The organism is Bacillus sp. AK031 (genome assembly GCF_053903065.1).
The window spans coordinates 1,677,248-1,693,682 of the sequence record NZ_CP096424.1 but is presented as its reverse complement, the minus strand read 5'-3'; the positions used below and the strand labels follow the sequence as shown (position 1 = coordinate 1,693,682).

The 16,435-nt window shown below is 40.6% G+C and carries 17 protein-coding genes and 1 other annotated feature; of the genes, 5 read left to right on the top strand and 12 right to left on the bottom strand.

What is annotated here, in order from left to right; all coding sequences use genetic code 11:
* Positions 1–2: 2 nt before the first annotated feature.
* Together M1E09_RS08520 and pssA are read right to left on the bottom strand one after the other, a co-directional pair.
* Positions 3–1,316 (bottom strand): arsenic transporter, encoded by a 1,314-nt coding sequence (locus tag M1E09_RS08520; protein ID WP_456274406.1) that lies wholly within the window; start codon positions 1,314–1,316, stop codon positions 3–5.
* A gap of 426 nt (positions 1,317–1,742) precedes the next feature.
* Positions 1,743–2,438 (bottom strand): CDP-diacylglycerol--serine O-phosphatidyltransferase, encoded by a 696-nt coding sequence (gene pssA / locus M1E09_RS08515; protein WP_456274405.1) that lies wholly within the window; start codon positions 2,436–2,438, stop codon positions 1,743–1,745.
* A gap of 181 nt (positions 2,439–2,619) precedes the next feature.
* On the opposite strand from pssA, the gene M1E09_RS08510 reads away from it, so the two are divergent.
* On the top strand, positions 2,620–3,429 hold the full coding sequence (locus tag M1E09_RS08510) for an EcsC family protein (RefSeq protein ID WP_456274404.1): 810 nt from the start codon (positions 2,620–2,622) through the stop codon (positions 3,427–3,429).
* 38 nt (positions 3,430–3,467) lie between these two features.
* Here the strand turns inward: M1E09_RS08510 and M1E09_RS08505 are convergent, their stop codons facing one another.
* From M1E09_RS08505 to M1E09_RS08490, 4 genes are all read right to left on the bottom strand, one after another.
* Positions 3,468–4,388, bottom strand: coding sequence for a cation diffusion facilitator family transporter (locus M1E09_RS08505; protein ID WP_456274403.1), 921 nt, complete (start codon positions 4,386–4,388; stop codon positions 3,468–3,470).
* 11 nt (positions 4,389–4,399) lie between these two features.
* The gene (locus tag M1E09_RS08500) at positions 4,400–4,708 is read right to left on the bottom strand and encodes an ArsR/SmtB family transcription factor (protein WP_456274402.1); all 309 of its coding nucleotides are present in this window, start codon (positions 4,706–4,708) and stop codon (positions 4,400–4,402) included.
* A 292-nt stretch (positions 4,709–5,000) separates the two neighbouring features.
* Entirely contained in the window at positions 5,001–6,221 is a 1,221-nt protein-coding gene (locus M1E09_RS08495) for a two-component system sensor histidine kinase NtrB (protein ID WP_456274401.1), read from the bottom strand.
* A gap of 177 nt (positions 6,222–6,398) precedes the next feature.
* The gene (locus M1E09_RS08490) at positions 6,399–6,974 is read right to left on the bottom strand and encodes a DedA family protein (RefSeq protein WP_456274400.1); all 576 of its coding nucleotides are present in this window, start codon (positions 6,972–6,974) and stop codon (positions 6,399–6,401) included.
* Between the two features lie 244 nt (positions 6,975–7,218).
* On the opposite strand from M1E09_RS08490, the gene M1E09_RS08485 reads away from it, so the two are divergent.
* Positions 7,219–8,280 carry a DUF3900 domain-containing protein gene (locus M1E09_RS08485; RefSeq protein WP_456274399.1) on the top strand — a complete coding sequence of 354 codons (1,062 nt, stop codon included), beginning with the start codon at positions 7,219–7,221 and terminating at the stop codon, positions 8,278–8,280.
* Between the two features lie 112 nt (positions 8,281–8,392).
* The gene (locus M1E09_RS08480) at positions 8,393–9,220 is read left to right on the top strand and encodes a GNAT family N-acetyltransferase (protein WP_456274398.1); all 828 of its coding nucleotides are present in this window, start codon (positions 8,393–8,395) and stop codon (positions 9,218–9,220) included.
* A gap of 29 nt (positions 9,221–9,249) precedes the next feature.
* Here the strand turns inward: M1E09_RS08480 and M1E09_RS08475 are convergent, their stop codons facing one another.
* The 5 genes from M1E09_RS08475 to M1E09_RS08455 form a co-directional block, all read right to left on the bottom strand.
* Positions 9,250–9,414 carry a hypothetical protein gene (locus M1E09_RS08475; protein WP_456274397.1) on the bottom strand — a complete coding sequence of 55 codons (165 nt, stop codon included), beginning with the start codon at positions 9,412–9,414 and terminating at the stop codon, positions 9,250–9,252.
* Positions 9,411–9,920, bottom strand: coding sequence for a metallophosphoesterase family protein (locus tag M1E09_RS08470; RefSeq protein ID WP_456274396.1), 510 nt, complete (start codon positions 9,918–9,920; stop codon positions 9,411–9,413). Before M1E09_RS08470 ends, M1E09_RS08475 begins: the two co-directional genes overlap by 4 nt.
* Before the next feature lie 24 nt (positions 9,921–9,944).
* Positions 9,945–11,567: a methionine--tRNA ligase gene (metG, locus tag M1E09_RS08465; RefSeq protein ID WP_456274395.1), complete on the bottom strand. Its 1,623-nt coding sequence runs from the start codon at positions 11,565–11,567 to the stop codon at positions 9,945–9,947.
* A 62-nt stretch (positions 11,568–11,629) separates the two neighbouring features.
* Positions 11,630–11,899: a binding site (T-box leader), on the bottom strand.
* Positions 11,900–11,998: 99 nt separating this feature from the next.
* A complete protein-coding gene (locus M1E09_RS08460) occupies positions 11,999–12,841 on the bottom strand; it encodes a GNAT family N-acetyltransferase (protein WP_456274394.1) in 843 nt (280 codons plus the stop codon).
* A 201-nt stretch (positions 12,842–13,042) separates the two neighbouring features.
* A complete protein-coding gene (locus tag M1E09_RS08455; RefSeq protein WP_456274393.1) occupies positions 13,043–13,174 on the bottom strand; it encodes a hypothetical protein in 132 nt (43 codons plus the stop codon).
* Positions 13,175–13,333: 159 nt separating this feature from the next.
* Between M1E09_RS08455 and M1E09_RS08450 the strand changes: the two genes are divergently transcribed.
* Together M1E09_RS08450 and M1E09_RS08445 are read left to right on the top strand one after the other, a co-directional pair.
* Positions 13,334–13,834 carry an N-acetyltransferase family protein gene (locus M1E09_RS08450; protein ID WP_456274392.1) on the top strand — a complete coding sequence of 167 codons (501 nt, stop codon included), beginning with the start codon at positions 13,334–13,336 and terminating at the stop codon, positions 13,832–13,834.
* A gap of 324 nt (positions 13,835–14,158) precedes the next feature.
* Complete coding sequence (locus tag M1E09_RS08445; RefSeq protein ID WP_456274391.1) at positions 14,159–15,709, top strand: hypothetical protein; 1,551 nt, start codon at positions 14,159–14,161, stop codon at positions 15,707–15,709.
* A 36-nt stretch (positions 15,710–15,745) separates the two neighbouring features.
* On the opposite strand, the gene M1E09_RS08440 is transcribed toward M1E09_RS08445, so the two are convergent.
* Positions 15,746–16,426, bottom strand: a complete 681-nt coding sequence (locus M1E09_RS08440; RefSeq protein ID WP_456274390.1) for a phosphatase PAP2 family protein — start codon at positions 16,424–16,426, stop codon at positions 15,746–15,748.
* Positions 16,427–16,435 lie beyond the last annotated feature (9 nt).

The following is a 16,435-nucleotide window of genomic DNA, read 5'->3' as shown; positions in this document are numbered from 1 at the left end:
TATTAGAGTATGAGTAACCATAAATACAAACCGACTAGTGTAATAAAGAGTGTAGGTATCGTCAATATGATACCAGTTTTAAAGTACGTACCCCACGATATTTTTACTCCCTTCAATGAAAGAACATGGAGCCATAGCAATGTAGCGAGTGAACCAATCGGTGTGATTTTAGGTCCCAAGTCAGAACCGATGACATTTGCATATATCAAAGCCTCTCTCATCGTCCCTGTCGTATTAGTATCGGCAATGGCCAAGGCATCAATCATGACAGTCGGCATATTGTTCATTATTGATGAAAGAATTGCTGCTATAAAGCCCATCCCTATCGTTGCGGCGAATAGACCTTGATCAGCAGTCGCCTGAATGACATCTGCCAGGACATCCGTCAGCCCTGCGTTACGCAACCCGTATACAACAACATACATACCAATAGAGAAAAAAACGATCGCCCAGGGTGCACCCTTAATGACGGTTTTTGTATTGACAGCAGGACTTCTTTTCGCCATCAACAAAAAGAAAATTGCTACAACCCCTGCAATGAATGAAACAGGAAGGGTCATTTCCTCATTGAGCGTGATAAACTCACTGGCAAAGTAACCGACAAGCAACACTCCTAATACCACCCAAGACAATTTAAACATTTTTTTATCTTTGATCGCTTCTGAAGGCTTCTTCAAATCAGAGAGAACATAATTCTTCGGAATGCTCTTCCTAAAGAAAAGATAGAGAACAATGATACTTGCAAATAAAGAGAAAAAGTTCGGCACAATCATTCTTGAAGCGTATTCTACAAATCCGATTCCAAAGAAATCAGCTGAAACAATGTTGACAAGGTTGCTGACAACCAGCGGCAGCGATGTTGTGTCGGCAATAAACCCGCTTGCGATAATGAATGGAAATACCATTTTTTCATTAAAATTCAGGTTGCGGACCATCGCCAAAACAATCGGCGTTAGAATCAATGCGGCTCCATCGTTTGCAAAAAAGGCGGCAACAACGGCTCCCAAAATCGTTACGTATATAAACATCAGCACTCCGTTGCCTTTTGCTGCTCTGGCCATATGAAGAGCCGACCACTCAAAAAAGCCAATTTCATCCAGTATCAGTGAGATGATGATGATGGCAATGAACGCTAATGTGGCATTCCAAACAATCCCCGTTACATCAATAACATCTTTAAAATCGACCACACCGACTATTAAAGCAAGGACTGCCCCCCCACAGGCTGACCAGCCTATCGACAACCCTTTTGGCTGCCAAATAACCAAGGTGAGTGTTATAAGAAATATTCCTGTTGCTAAAAATGCTGAAATCAATCCAACCTACCTCCCATTACTACACGAGTTGCATAATTCTTACTGTCCTAACTCATAAATTTTAAAACCTTTTCATGAAAGATGCATAAGCAAAAGGCAGAACAAAATGGAATTGTTCACTTTCCTTAAACACAAGAATGATCTTATATGTAAAAGATTTTTATAAGTCATTAATAGGATTTGCAATTTGCATAATCATTAATCCCTTACCTTATATTAACTCCCGCTTATATAATAATATACTTATATGATTATGAAAACCCCTTGTATGTAAATTTTCAGTTAAGCTTTTATTATGATTCTTCTTTTTTGCCTTACTTCTTTTACCCACCGGGCTTATGAGAGGGTGTAGTATCACTGTATTAACTCTGCTTACGAAAAGTTATTTAGTAAAAACAAAAAAACTGCTCATCATCAGAGCAGTTTTCATGATTGGTCTTTTTTGTTCTTTCCTTTCACAAACCTATAGGAAAGATAGGCAATGTACAAGGGTGCAGCCACATAAATCAGATAAGGAAATTGTTCATATGTCCCTCTGTAGATTACAAATAACAAACATCCTAAGAATACTGTTACAATTGTTCCGTATTTAGGAAGAGGGATATCCTTTAAGCTTGGTATCCTGATCCTGCTGATCATCAAAAAGCAAAGTGCAGTGAAAACCACAGTTGTCACGATGCTCGGAATAAAGTTTCCGAAGAGTGTAAGCAGTGCAAGGATTCCCCCGGCAGCTGTAATGGGAACTCCTATAAAATAGCTCAGTCCTGTTTTATCAGAACTTACATTGAACCTGGCAAGCCTGAATGCTCCGAACAACGGAAACAGTCCTGCAACTGCAAAACCGATCAATCCAAATTGGTAGAAATATGTATAGTAAATTAAAAAAGACGGTGCCACTCCAAATGTAACTATGTCCGCAAGGGAATCCAGCTCCTTCCCCAATACACTGTCAGCCTTCAGCATGCGCGCAAGTCTTCCATCCATACTGTCAAGCATCATACCTATTAAAATTAAGATAGCGGCGTTCTTAAACTCTCCATTGGCAGCAAACCCGATCGACAGAAATCCGCAATATAAATTACCCAGGGTAAACATGTTAGGAATGCTTTTCTTTAATCGCATTATAATATCTTCACTCTCCGTAAGATTCTTTCTATAATTTTCTACTATTATAACATTAAACAGAGATGCTCACCTTCTTTATTCAGCAAAGCTGTTTCTTGGTTAATTGCAGCGGTTATCATATTATAGAAAGAGATATTTTTTGATAAGATACTAACTTCCAAAGGAAGGATGAACAACATTGGAAAATAGAGATGAATTACAGACCGCCCTCAAGGAAACAAACATATGGATTGAAGATCAGAAAAAGGTTTGGTTTTGGGAAAAATGGACAAGGCTTCCTTTCAAAATACTGGATAAAATCACACCTGAATTTGTTCATAAAAAGTTGGGTGCCTTACTGGATGAAATGGGAAGTTATATCCAAAATGGAGGGAAATATCTAACCTCCAATAAACAAATGTTTAATTTGATTGAAAAAAAGACAGGCCTCCCGATACATGGTATTGAAGATATAGGTGACATCAGCTTGGAACAGATGAATGAGTTAAGCAGGAATCTGGCAAGCAGCAGAAGAAAAGCGGCTGCCGTTCAAGGAGCAACGACAGGAATCGGCGGGCTCTTCACATTGACTATTGACATACCTGCATTGCTGGGAATCTCTTTGAAAACACTTCAGGAAATCGCCTTAATCCATGGCTATAACCCGGATAAAAAAGAGGAAAGAGTTTTTATCATCAAATGCCTGCAATTTGCTTCTGCGGATATCGTGGGCAAAAAAGCCATTCTGGATAACCTTTCCGCCTATTATGAAGGAGAAGTTTCATCCAATGAAGTCATGGCTCAGATTCAGGGCTGGCGTGAAGTAGTGTACACCTACAGGGACCAATTCGGATGGAAAAAATTATTTCAGCTGGTTCCTGTAGCAGGAATGCTATTCGGTGCTTTTACAAACAGGGCAATGATCAGTGATATTGCTGAAGCAGGGACGATGCTCTACCGAAAAAGAAGAATTACAGAAAGGCTCAAATCCCTCAATGAAACAATATAGGGAAATCCCCTCCCGAATGGCGGGACGGGGATTTTTTCTTAATCATGTGCTTCTTCATGTATCAGTTCCGACCGTTCAACTTGTATTGTTGTATGGGTGATATGAAACTTTTCACCTATCATGTTAATGGCCTGCTGCAGAACAGCCTGGTCATCTTCTTCATCTCTAATTACTATATGACAGCTCAGCGAATTCATTCCGGATGTGATCGTCCAGATGTGAAGATCATGAACATTTATTACCCCGTTGAGCTCTTCCAATGATTTTCTTACGCTATCACCGTCAATCCCGGCAGGAGTACCTTCCATTAAAATGTGTACAGTATGAGAAATTATCCCCCAGGCACTCTTCAAAATCAATAGGGCAACAACTACACTGATAATCGGATCCGCCCAGTACCAGTCAAAAAAAAGCATAATAGCTCCTGCAAGAATGGCACCAACCGACCCTAAAGCATCGCCGAGTATATGCAAGTAGGCACTGCGCAGGTTGACGTTATCCTTTATATCCCCTTTTTTGATCAATGCCCAGGCACTCAGAAGATTAGCCAGCAATCCGATAAAAGCAATGAGCATCATGGTTCCGCTTGCTACCGCTGGCGGGTCAAACAAACGCTCGAAAGCTTCGTATACAATAAAACCTGCGATTAAAAAGAGCGTGATCCCATTTAACAATGCTGCAAGAATTTCAAACCTGTAGAAGCCATAGGTTTTGGATGAAGTGGCTGCCCTGCCCGCAAACCACATGGCCACCAGGCTTAGTGCCAATGAAGCAGCATCACTTAGCATATGGCCGGAGTCTGATAGCAATGCCAGGCTGTTTGTAATAAGACCGCCAAAGAACTCAAGAAGCATAATGCCCGTGGTGATAATTAGTGCAACCAACAGACCTTTTTTATTGCCTTCCCTGGAATGTTCATGGCCATGATGATCATGTCCATGAACATGGTGATGATGCATAACAATCCCTCCTAATCATGAAGTGAGTGATTAATGACCTGCTTGAGGATTTCAATGACATGATTGTCATCATAACTGTAGAAAAAGGACTGACCTTCCCTTCTTGCCTTAACCAGTCTTTGATTTTTTAAAAAGGACAATTGGTGAGAAACCGCTGACTGGGAAAGATTTAGCACCTCAGCGATATGGCCGACTGAACATTCTTCCTGGGTTAGTAAATACAATATCCTTACCCTTGTTGGGTCGGAAAGCGCCTTAAAGGTCCTCGATACTTCGTAGACTGTTTCATCTGTCAAAAATTCATGCCTGCCTTTTTGCACAAGTTCTCAACTCTTTCTGTCGTTTGTTTTAGTATATGAGCAAATGTTCATATGTTGATAAATAAATTCTAACATCTTTATATGTATTGGGCAATTCTTAGTTATATATGCAAAACAAAAAGGCGCCTGTCCGAAAACAGGCGCCTTTGATGCGTATTGAGGCGAGAGACCGTGCGCCACATCGCACGTTTAGCTTAGAAAGCTTGTCTGTCGGCTTACACAATTTAGCTCATCGCTTAATTAATATAGCACGTGCAACACCTTTTGACAAGCTTTTTTCAAATGCTGTTTTTTAAATTACCGGAAGTGTCATGGTGAAAACTGTTCCATTTTCATTACTTTCGACGGTAAGATCTCCACCATGATTCTCCATGATTTTCTTGCTCACTGAAAGTCCCAAACCTGTTCCTTCGTCTTTTGTCGTAAAGAAAGGATCGAATACATGAGGAAGCATCGATGGTTTGATGCCCGGTCCGTTATCCTGAAAACTTATCTTGATAACTGGTCCAATTTTTTCAATATTAATAGAGATTTCCAGAGAATCAGGTTTTGCTTGAAAAGAATTGCTGAAGAGATTAATAAATACTTGTAGAAACTCTTCTTTATTTCCATTAATAGATATCCCTTTAGCGCTATCCGCTACACTATAAGAGAAAGCAACATTATGGAGCAAGGCTTCACTGTTGAGAAATTTCCCTATATATTCCTTCATGAATGCGTCAATTTCAAGTTTTTCTGATTTTGTTTCAGATGGCTTCGCAATCCTCAGGAAGTCCGTAATGATTTTGTTCGCTCTGTCTATTTCGGGAATTAATAAGCCTTTAATCAATGAACTGGTCTCCGTGTCTGTCCTGGTATGAAGCAGTTGCAGGTAGCCCCTGACCGTCGTCAGCGGATTTCTTATCTCATGTGCGATGCCTGCTGCAATTCTCCCGGCAAGCCCTCTCTTTTCCGCTTCTTTAACACCGTTTAAAAATTGGAAAGTTCCTATTACCCTTAACAATTCACCTTTCTTATCCCTGATAATCTGAGTATTATTGATTCCATAGTTTTTATCCAGTACTTCCCGGTTAACGATCGGCTTCTCTGTTTTAAGTGTTTCAAGCAGGTTAATCTTTGCATCCGGTAAGCCAAGCAAATCCCTGATATGACTTCCGATTACTTCATCTCTATTAACTCCAAGATCTTTTGCTGCTTGAATATTGCATAGTGTGATAATTCCTTCATTATTGATTATAACGATATGGTGATGAACAAAGTCGAAAATCGGCATTAAGAAACGCTCCATTTGTTCAAAAGAAATCTCAATATCGGAAGTAATCATAAGTTCTCTTTCTTTCACATTACTCTGCTCTATATAGGAAGTTACTTCACCATCCTTGACAATCTGCTCTCCAGTGGCAGGGTCACTGTAGGAGAAGCTGAAGGGAAGCTTCTTGATGAGATTTCGATATAACTCTACTTCCCTCTCTAATTTGTCAGTTTTATCCTTCAATAACTCATATTTATCCATAACATCGTCCCTAACATTGGCATATTCCAATAAATAACATAGTTCTATTATATCTTTCTCTTAAATCGTTAACAACACTGGTATTCACCCTTTTACACGTTAAAGCACTAAGAGGGACAGTCCCTCTTAGCGCTTTAACGTAATAAAAGACCATTTCCTTTTCGGCACATGGTCCTTTTAGGCATTGTCTTTTTGTTTAGTGAATAGTGCTCTTCGTCGGAGAACTTTATAGATAAGATAGCTGCTGATGGTGGTGAGCAGCACTCCATTAATAACCCATTGGGCATTTTTGAAACTTTCTGTTAAGACCTTGAGGTTGCCTATACTGCCCAAATAGAACATCAAGATAGATACCGGCAGTATCCCTATGAAGGTAAGAAACCCATATCTCGCTGGCCGTATATTGCAAAAGCCTCCAAGATATGCGATATAGCCCATGCCGAGCATTCTTCCTAAAGTAATCGTCCAATCGCCGAATCGATCATTCCAGCGGTCGAATTTATCCTGTTTCCGTTTTGATAACTTTTTCCTCATACTGCTCTCATATTTTAAGCTGAGCCAGTAAGGTATGTAACTGACCAGCACGTACAGCAAACTAACTGCGACTCCGTAAAAGATTATCTCAAAGAAATCCGGCCTCATTATATAGCCATAGATCAATATGAACAAGGCTGCAGGAAACGGCAGCGAAACCGCTTCTATGAAAACGCCGATTATCAGTCCCCAGATACCCATTCCGACCAAGAAATTCATGATTGGTTCAATGATTCACACATCCTCTTTTCTTTTATCTTTCGGTGTCAATATTACTTTTACCCAAACCCTGATTATCGGAAACTATTATTTGGAAATGGTCAATCAGCTACCAAAACACCAATAAAAATAGTGATTAAATGGTAGAGCTCCCATTCAGCAGGCATTTAAACAGCCTCGTTGACGAAACCATATCACTTCTCTATACTGATTAAAGCAAATCTACAAGAACAGGATGAAAACAATGGACTTTGAAATTAACTATTTATCCTTCTATGTCGTAGAAGTTGAAGGTAAAGGCGAGAGTGTGGATAAAAGATACAAGCACTTTCAAACACTTGATGAACAAGGCTATGAAAACAATCCCCTAAAAGACTTCTTGGACGGCGAGCTAACGAAGATTGCCAAACGGAAAGTGGACAGGCACAGCAAGTCTGAAGGAGCACCAACGAAAATCGGAAGGTTCATTGTCGAACCTGGACATGAACTTGATTCAAACCCAAACTATAACCTTTTTCACAGGGCTCGCCACCCTGAATCGATTGATGCTTTCAAAGAAGCTTCTCTACAGTTCGTTAATGCGTATGTTGAAACAAGTGCAGTCAGAGGCGGCGTTTTCATTGTGGCATTAGCAAAACTTCGAAAATATTTTGATGATCCGTTTTTGTTTCTGATGAAATGCGATTTCGAACCGAAAGTTGCCCGTATAACCGACGAAGCCACCCTGATCCATAATGTAGAGATGGCTATCACGACGAAAAACATGAAATCAATCCAGTACCCTTTCATGCCGGAAGAAGGGATGATGGATGAAGCGGAGCTGAAGATTCACCAGGCCTCACACGCAAGATACTTTGAGGACTTTTTAAAATTCGTAGAGTATGAAAAATCCATGCCTGAAATTGTCCGCAGCCAGGTGATGGGCATGGTTCAGGAGCATATTGAAGAATCCTACGAACCCGAAAGTGAAGAACGTACAGAATTTGAGACGGCCATGGAAACCTGGTCAGTCAGCCCAAAACGGGAATTGCAGGAACGCTTTACGACAGAGCAGGTGGTGGAAGCGACTTCACAAATAGTTGAGCAGTCCCCTGAAGTGGAACTTAAAATGAAGCTCGACCATATTGATGTAAAAGCCATGCTTTCCGACTTCGGCGAATCGATTCATATGGCAAAAGTGAACGGGCGGTATATGCTGTTGATAGAAGGAGATTCTGTTCAGTTTGAAAAAGGGGCATCTCCCATCGAGTTCCTAAGGCCTGATGACTTGCAGGATGTTATTGAACGCATCCAGCGAAAAGGATAGATATTACTTTTAAAATTTTTCTATGAGAAAAACATTTTCAAATATTCTCCTTTTTATGAAATTTCATCATATAATAGTCCTTAGATTCTATTAATCCTGGAGGAACCTTAATATGCTTAATGACCAGCAATTAAAAGATATTGAGAGACTGCAAGCAACATGCGAAAAGTATGATAAATGCCAATTGAAGTTGAATGGGGATATGCTCCGCTCCAGGCAAACGGACCTGGATGATTTTCTAGACTATAAAGATGGAGAATTAATAGGTTTTTTAGGGCTTTATGGATTCGGATCCAGTTATGAGCTTTGCGGAATGGTGCACCCAGAGTTCCGGCAAAAAGGAATTTTCAAAGGACTCTTTAATGATGCTGTCCTTTCCTTGAAAGAACGCGGAGTAAAAAAGTTGCTCATCAATACACCCGAAGCATCCAAGGCAGGAAAGGAATTGATAGCCACCCTTTCCGCTGAATACTCCTTCTCTGAATACCAAATGAAATGGCAGACAAAGGATATAGGTGAAAAGAATGCGGATGTTCAACTTATAATTTCCGGGCCTGAAGACAGAGAATTGATAATGGACCTGGATTATTTATGTTTTAACGTTGAGCGCAATGATTCACTGGACTTTATAGAAATGGTCAACGAGGATAAGGACAGCTCAAGCTTTATCATTGTACATGAAGGGAAGAAAGTCGGTAAAATACATGTCCAGAGCGAAGCCGGAAGAAGTTATATTTACGGATTTGCCGTACACCCTTCTCAACAAGGGAAAGGTATTGGCCGAAAAGTGTTAGAGAACATTGTCATACAAGAAAGCAAAGCAGGAAAGGAAATCTTTCTGGAGGTTGCCGCCAAAAACGCTAATGCTCTCAGGTTATATGAAGGTACCGGTTTTGTTTCTTATCAGATCCAGGATTATTTTAATTTCAAAGAATTATAATAGCAACGCCTGAACCTCATTTTAGATGTTCAGGCGTTTTTTTTCTTGGTTATGCTGATGTCATCCAATTGCACTGCCGAGGACATCAATTCTTCCTTCCTTACCAAATGATGTCCTTCGTTCACACTGCCAGGGACTTCATTTCTCATTTCTTGCCTGAATGATGCCCTTCGCCCTTCCAGTAAGTAATTCATTCGTTTTTCTTATCATTATAAAAAACGTGTTGAGCCTTTAATTCGTTTTCAATCTCGATGATGCCGAAAGAATAACTAGGCATTTTTCGTTTATCAGTGGCTGATCCCGGATTGAATAAAAGCACTCCTTTTGTATACCTCAAAAACGGGATATGTGAATGTCCGAAGATGATGATATCCGGCTTTTCCTCAAAAGCATCCATAACTCTCTTTTCAGTCGTTTTCCCTATTCCATGGCCATGGACCACCCCTAATTTATACCCATTTAAATGGAGGATCAGCCTCTCCGGAAACAGGCTGCAAATCTCTTCGCTGTCTGTATTCCCATGTACCCCTTCGACCTTTCCATATTGCTTCAGCATATGATAAACGTCCATTGTGTCCCAGTCTCCTCCATGAATGATCAAATCAGCTTTTTTCAATTCCTTTATCAGCCTTGGAGGAAGCTCCTGACCTCTTTTGGGCATATGGGTGTCACTTATCACGACAATCTTCAATAACCTCACCCCTTTTTAGTGGATATCTCATTTTTACCCAAGTTTCGCTCTTTCTATTTCAATATTTTCCGTCGGTATACGAGTAAATAATGGCTCAGCCTGACTGATATTCATTTTGACGGGGAGCTCGCAAATGCTCCAGGATGGCTCTCCTTTCAGGTGAAAAACTTCTCTGATTTTTCCTGCTGTAAAAGGGATAAAGGGTGATAGCAGCGTTGCCAAGTTGGCTCCAATGTACAAGCAAGTTTCAAGAATAATCCTTCCCTCGGTTCGACTCTGTTTGATTACCCGCCATGGCTCTTGACTGTCAAAATATTTATTGCTCCAACGTACAACCTCAAATGCTGTCCTCGCTGCTTTTCTGCATTCCCCTTTTTCTAAAAGTTCTCCAGTCTCGAGAAACGCGTCTTCCAATTTTGCCTTTACCACGGGATCAATTTTTTTCACTATCGCTCCTTCTCCAAATTCTTTCCGGTAAAACTCTGCTGTTCTTCTGATATAGTTCCCTAGTCCGCCCAATAACTCGGTATTATGTTTGTATATAAACTCTCTCCATGAAAAATCTGTATCCTTTTTATCAGGGTTGTTTACACTGCAATAATATCGCAAGGTGTCTGGGTGATAGTTTTTCAGGATATCCGGGAGCCAGACAGCCCAATTTCTGCTGGTTGAGATTTTCCTTTTTTCCAGCGTTAGATATTCGCTCGAAATAACTCTTTCCGGAAGTTTTTCTATTCCAATTCCCTTTAAGATGGCTGGCCATATTATTGTATGGAAAGGGATATTGTCCTTCCCATGAACATAATAAGAAGTGGCATTCCCAGCCCAGAATTTTCCCCCATGTAATTCATTGATTCCAGTCCTAGCCATACTGCCTGTCAAATATCCGCATACCGCTTCGATCCATACATAAATCTTTTTATGACTGAAACCTTCAAGCGGGACATCCACCCCTGATCCAATATCTCTTGTAGCCGCCCTGTCCCTCAGCCCTTCTCTTAAATATCTCTCTGTTAATTGAATCGCATTTTCACTCCATTTATCCCGATGGGCATCGAGATATTCTGCTAGTTCAGCCTGCAGGTCCGATAACTTCAAATATAAATGTAATGTCTGCTTCAGTACTGGAGCGGTTCCGCAAAGTTTACAGCTCCTTTCCCTTAAGTCTGCCGGATTCAGGATACTGCCGCATTCATCACATTGATCTCCCCTTGCCCCTTCACCACATTCAGGACAATTTCCTTCGACAAACCTGTCTGGCAGAAACCGGTCACACTCTAAACAAAATGTCTCTTCGGTTCTCTTTTCATAAAGGTACCCATTGTCCAGTAACTTATTGAAAATTTTCTGAACCTCCCTATGATGAATTTCCGAATCTGTTCTTCCAAAATGGTCAAAAGTGAAACCCAGCTTTTGAAAGCTCTCATGAAATTCCTGATGGTAGCGATCAGCGATATCTTTGATTTTTATACCATCTCTATTTGCCCTGATTTCAATCGGTGTGCCGTTACAATCGCTCCCTGACATATAAAGGACATCCTCGCCTTTCAACCGGTAGTATCTCGCCAATATGTCACCCGGCAAAAGTGCTGCCAGATGCCCTATATGCAATGAACCATTGGCATATGGCCAAGCTCCTCCAATAAAAACACTCATAAAAATCTCCTCCTAAAATGGTATAAACACACAAAAACCCCCCGTCCATAGATGCATAGACATCTAAGGACGAGGGGTTCAGCTCGCGGTACCACCTTAGTTTACTGAGGGCTCGCGCCTCCAGCCTCATCAAGTACGGAATGAAAAATAACATCATTCTTATACTGTGACATGGGTAACGGATGCCAAAGCCCGTTCCACCCTACACCAATCGGTTCGAATGGAAATGCTCGGAGACCATATTCAACCAACTTTCCCCTTGCTTCTTTTCAGCAACCGAAGCTCTCTGTTAAGGTTCCACATTGATTTACTCTTCTCGTCAACGCATATGTTTATTATTTTCTATCATATGATAAGTCAGAATCTTTTTGCAAGCATTTCTGCAAAACAACTTAAAAGTCCTCCATTCATGATTATAAGGAGCGTCCTGGTTAGGTTATATTAATCATCATGGAATCGCATACAGGCACGTAGCCGATTTCCATATATATTTTATTAGATGTCGGATTATCAAGATCCGTATACAATGTACAAAATTGATTCGTTTTCAAAAGCATTTTGCTCAGCGTGGCAACCACGGATCTGCCATACCCTTTTCTGCGCTCTTCCTTCGGTGTATACACAAAATTCACGGTAATTCCATTATCTGTCCTTCTTGCTCTCCGCGCCATGGAGACGGGTACATTGTTCACTTTCCAGAGAAAGACTGATTGGTCTGCAATCATTTCCTCCGCTCGTTTCCGGGCATCTTCCCCCGGTATTGGCTTTTCAGGAGTATCCTCTATGAAACCAAGGAGCCAGTCCTTAACAAGATCTATGTCATCTTCACCTGCTAAAGACATCTCCCCCTCGCTGATTTCAATATCCTTCACCTCTTCAAGTTGGTAAATCCTTTGTCTCATATGAACCTGATAAGGCTTCTCTGTCTTCTCACTCCAAACCTCCGCAAGTTTTACTGTCGTTATTTTGTTGCCAATAAAACCTGGCAGCTCAAGTCCCTTTTCGTTACTGTAGTTCCATAGCACCTCGGCGACTTCTTCCGTCTTGTCTTCTGAAAGAACGGTGGCAATCAGGTAATGAGGGGGGGTACGGACAAAGACTGCATGGACAACTCCATCTTCTTCCATTACAGCCAAGAATGGATCTTTATAACGCCCTTCCATTATTTGATCAAGCAATCCAAGCGGCAAGTTATTTTCTGCTTCTTCCTGCAATAATAAAGGACGAACTGCATCGTTAAATTTTTGAACTTTATCATATTGTACTATCTTCATTTTCTTCACCTCTCAAGGATAATTCGACATTAACTTTATTATCCCTGCTGTGCTCTACTGAGAGTAACGAGAGGGCTGGGTCCATTCCAGCGGGTACGTTCGCCGGGCGCAGGAGGTTGATTCAGAACCATCATCTATTTTCTAACTCACAAACTTTCATGTTTTTTTACCCAAAAAAAAAACCGGGTTCATGTCCCGGTTTTAAGTGTTTGGCTTCGTCTTTTCAGCTTTTGGATTTCCTCCGCCAGCTGAGAGTTCTTTAGAAAATTCTTCAGAAGTCAATGATTTCGCTGATTGCAACCCCGACTTTGTCTTTCTGTTTCTTTTGGTCAATATGATCTCCTCCTTTCTATCATAGTTTTCGCTCTTGTCCGTTCATTATTCCAATCCCTATTAGAAAAAAACCTTTTCATAAAGATAATGATTAAAAACTATAGCGGCCCTGTTCAGTTTCCGTTATAATACTCTACAAATTACAGGAGGTGGGTTTGTATGGAAATTCGTTCGCTGATTGCGGAAGATGCGGAGGCTTATTGGGAGCTTCGGCTGGAAGCCCTAAAAAATGATGGGGAAGCATTTGCCACTACATATGAAGAATCTATTGCAAGACAGGATCCGCTTCAAGGGGTAAGGTCAAACCTTGAATCAAGCGGCAGTATTACCTATGGAGTATTTTCAGATGTGAGGCTTGCCGGGAATGTTACCATTTTATTTAACCGTCATGAAAAAATGAAACATAAAGCTTCCATTGTAGCGATGTATGTTACGCCCTCCTTTAGAAAAAAGGGAATTGGTCACATGCTATTAAATAAAGCGGAGCAATCTGCTAAGGAATCAAAAGTTGAAATTCTTCAACTTACTGTCGTTACAACGAACAGTTCTGCAGTCAATCTTTATGAAAAAGCAGGCTATATGCCGTTCGCTGTTGAAAAAAAGGCGATGAAACACCAAGGACAGTTCATAGATGAAATGTGGATGAGCAAGCTATTATAATTCCTTATACAAAAAAAGAAAGCGGGAGTCTCTCGCTTTCTTTCTTTTATATCTTACATCTCATTCTCTAAAGAGGGGGGCTCTTCGTCACATTAATGAGAATGATTTTCAATTTCATTGTATGTGATTTATCTCCTTCTGTCAATAAAATAAACAACTTTCTTTTTTTGATTATTGAAAGGTTATGCCTTTATTTTGAAAAACTATTGAAATACCCATCGCTGCCAGCTCTTAAATTGATGAAGAAAAATAAATATTCTCCAAAACGGGAAATTGTGGTAAAATTCAAAATTAGATAAATAGAAAAAATATTGGGGGTAACTTATGAAGGAGAAATTAAAAGCTTTTGGACTGCCGGTCACAATAATTTTAGTGCTTATTGGCATACTGTTTTTTCAGCAACTGCAGAGAATGACAGAGCTTCCTAATGAAAACTGGAGCCGCTCCATTCCTTTTGAAATGGAAACAGATGAAAAACCAATCGTCTTCCAGACTGGAAATGATGTATATTACAGCGAAGAAGATAAGGTCCATCACTTTTCTGTGAATGACGGACTGCATGTAAAGAACGAAGGGGATATTTCTTTTACTGTTCCACGCGGCTACCCCTTCTGGACTGATGGATCACAATTCATCACCCTGAGCCAGGGAGTGCTGAGATTAAGCGGCGGTGATTCCGAACAAATTATTGCTGAAGAGGTGACTGGAGTATCTACGAGTCCAGAAAAAATCGTATACTGGCAGCAAGGAGAAGTCTTCCAACTGAATCCCTCCTCGCTTGAAGCAACGAACATTCACAGCTTTCCAACTGAAATTTCGAATGTTTACTTCGGAAATGATGGGAGCTATGTGATTTCACAGCAATCAGATGACATGAATGCTAACCTATATTATGTCAATGCTGACGGCAAATTAATGGGTGATTCATTCATGAAAATCACCAATAATAAAAACAATAAAATCGGCAATATAGCTTATACTGTTCAAGATGGTGAAATAACGTTCATTCTAGACACCCAAATGAGATCTCAAGGTGTTCTCACGTATCACACACATATGGCTAAAACAACAATAGACCAGTTGGGCACTGCTATACTAAAGCCTGAAAATGTTACCATTATTAATGAGGCTACAGGTGCAAAGCTTGAAACATCCCGATACGTTCAAATCATTAATACAGAAGAAACTCCTACTCTTCTCTTCACTGCAGAAGGACAAGAGATTGGCGACGCTAATACCGTAAGCCTCTATACAGGTGAATTACGCGGTACTAATGAGATTACTTCTGAAGCCATTACGACAACTGACGGTATCACGCATTTCCCGGTTGAAGTAAACAAAGGTTCATTGATGTGGCTGAACTACGATGGGGGATCTTATGAATTATACGGTGCATCACAGTCACCGGAAGTGATCGCTGCAAGTACAGAATTAAATTCTCGCTCATGGAAAGAAAGCGGCATCAATACAGTACTTATGCTTGCAAGCAGCCTGGTTACATGCCTGGTTTCGTTTTATTGGGTATTGCCATCTCTTTTACTACTGATTGTATTGTATATGGCAAAACCGAACATGTTTGAAAAAGAAGAGATCAACTGGGTAGAATACGTGTCAATTGTCTTATTTGCTGTAATGCCATTTACATTTATGGATAAAGCAATGAATGATTACTTCTACCAAAGTGCTCCTTCCTACCTGACTTTCTCTGGAAGCGGCTGGATTCTGCTATTGGGCCTGACAGCAGTCACAGCAGCCATTTGGAAGTTCGGACGAAACCCGGAATGGGGTACATTCGGCGGAGCTTTTTACTTTATTGGTGTGTACATCATGTTATATATCACCAGTATCGGTACTTATGTATTTAACCTATTTTAAGTAAATGAAAAACGGACCGGATGAACCGGTCCGTTTTTATGTGTTGCTGCTGATCTTCCTCCATGGCCGCGCTCCCTTGATAAATGTATAGACGAGTATTGAAAATGCCAGCCATACGCCCCCAGCTGAAAATCCTCCCAGAATATCGCTGGGATAATGTACACCAAGGTAAACTCTGCTGACACCAATTAAGAAAACAAGTAGAATTAACCCTGCGGCACCAAGAATTTTTGACCAGGTATGATCATAAACCCTAAAGACAGCGAAGGCCAATGATCCATACAAAATAAAGGAACCCATTGAATGGCCGCTTGGAAAGCTATACCCCTCCTGTTCCACAAGTGCCTCAATATCAGGCCTCTGCCTTTTAAAATATTCTTTCAGCATCCAATTAGCTCCTCCGCCTAATGCAACTGTGCACAAGACATAGAGTCCCAGTGAATATTTCTTAAATGCCATAAACAGAATCACCGCTACTGCGGTAAGAATGGATATCCATTCCCCCCCTCCCAAAAACGTGATGCCTCTCATGAACTCCGTTAGACCAGGGGTTGTAAAGTAGTTTACTGCTGAATAAACAGCTGAATCAAAGGCGTGTATCTCCTGTTCCTTCCATTCTTCGACTATTTTGATAAATCCAGCTGTTAAAAATACAACCAATCCCAGTCCTAATAAAAAAAACAATGATTGTTTCCATTCAATTTTTCTTTTGTGCATACTCTCTCC

What these genes read in the sequence shown, in the direction of transcription:
- M1E09_RS08440 (WP_456274390.1), bottom strand. Translation starts at nt 16,426, where the DNA reads ATGCACAAAAGAAAAATTGAATGGAAACAATCATTGTTTTTTTTATTA.
- M1E09_RS08505 (WP_456274403.1), bottom strand. Translation starts at nt 4,388, where the DNA reads ATGCATCATCACCATGTTCATGGACATGATCATCATGGCCATGAACAT.
- M1E09_RS08450 (WP_456274392.1), top strand. Translation starts at nt 13,334, where the DNA reads ATGGAAATTCGTTCGCTGATTGCGGAAGATGCGGAGGCTTATTGGGAG.
- M1E09_RS08475 (WP_456274397.1), bottom strand. Translation starts at nt 9,414, where the DNA reads ATGAATTACTTACTGGAAGGGCGAAGGGCATCATTCAGGCAAGAAATG.
- M1E09_RS08490 (WP_456274400.1), bottom strand. Translation starts at nt 6,974, where the DNA reads ATGAATTTCTTGGTCGGAATGGGTATCTGGGGACTGATAATCGGCGTT.
- M1E09_RS08485 (WP_456274399.1), top strand. Translation starts at nt 7,219, where the DNA reads ATGGACTTTGAAATTAACTATTTATCCTTCTATGTCGTAGAAGTTGAA.
- metG (WP_456274395.1), bottom strand. Translation starts at nt 11,567, where the DNA reads ATGAGTGTTTTTATTGGAGGAGCTTGGCCATATGCCAATGGTTCATTG.
- pssA (WP_456274405.1), bottom strand. Translation starts at nt 2,438, where the DNA reads ATGCGATTAAAGAAAAGCATTCCTAACATGTTTACCCTGGGTAATTTA.
- M1E09_RS08460 (WP_456274394.1), bottom strand. Translation starts at nt 12,841, where the DNA reads ATGAAGATAGTACAATATGATAAAGTTCAAAAATTTAACGATGCAGTT.
- M1E09_RS08480 (WP_456274398.1), top strand. Translation starts at nt 8,393, where the DNA reads ATGCTTAATGACCAGCAATTAAAAGATATTGAGAGACTGCAAGCAACA.
- M1E09_RS08445 (WP_456274391.1), top strand. Translation starts at nt 14,159, where the DNA reads ATGAAGGAGAAATTAAAAGCTTTTGGACTGCCGGTCACAATAATTTTA.
- M1E09_RS08495 (WP_456274401.1), bottom strand. Translation starts at nt 6,221, where the DNA reads ATGGATAAATATGAGTTATTGAAGGATAAAACTGACAAATTAGAGAGG.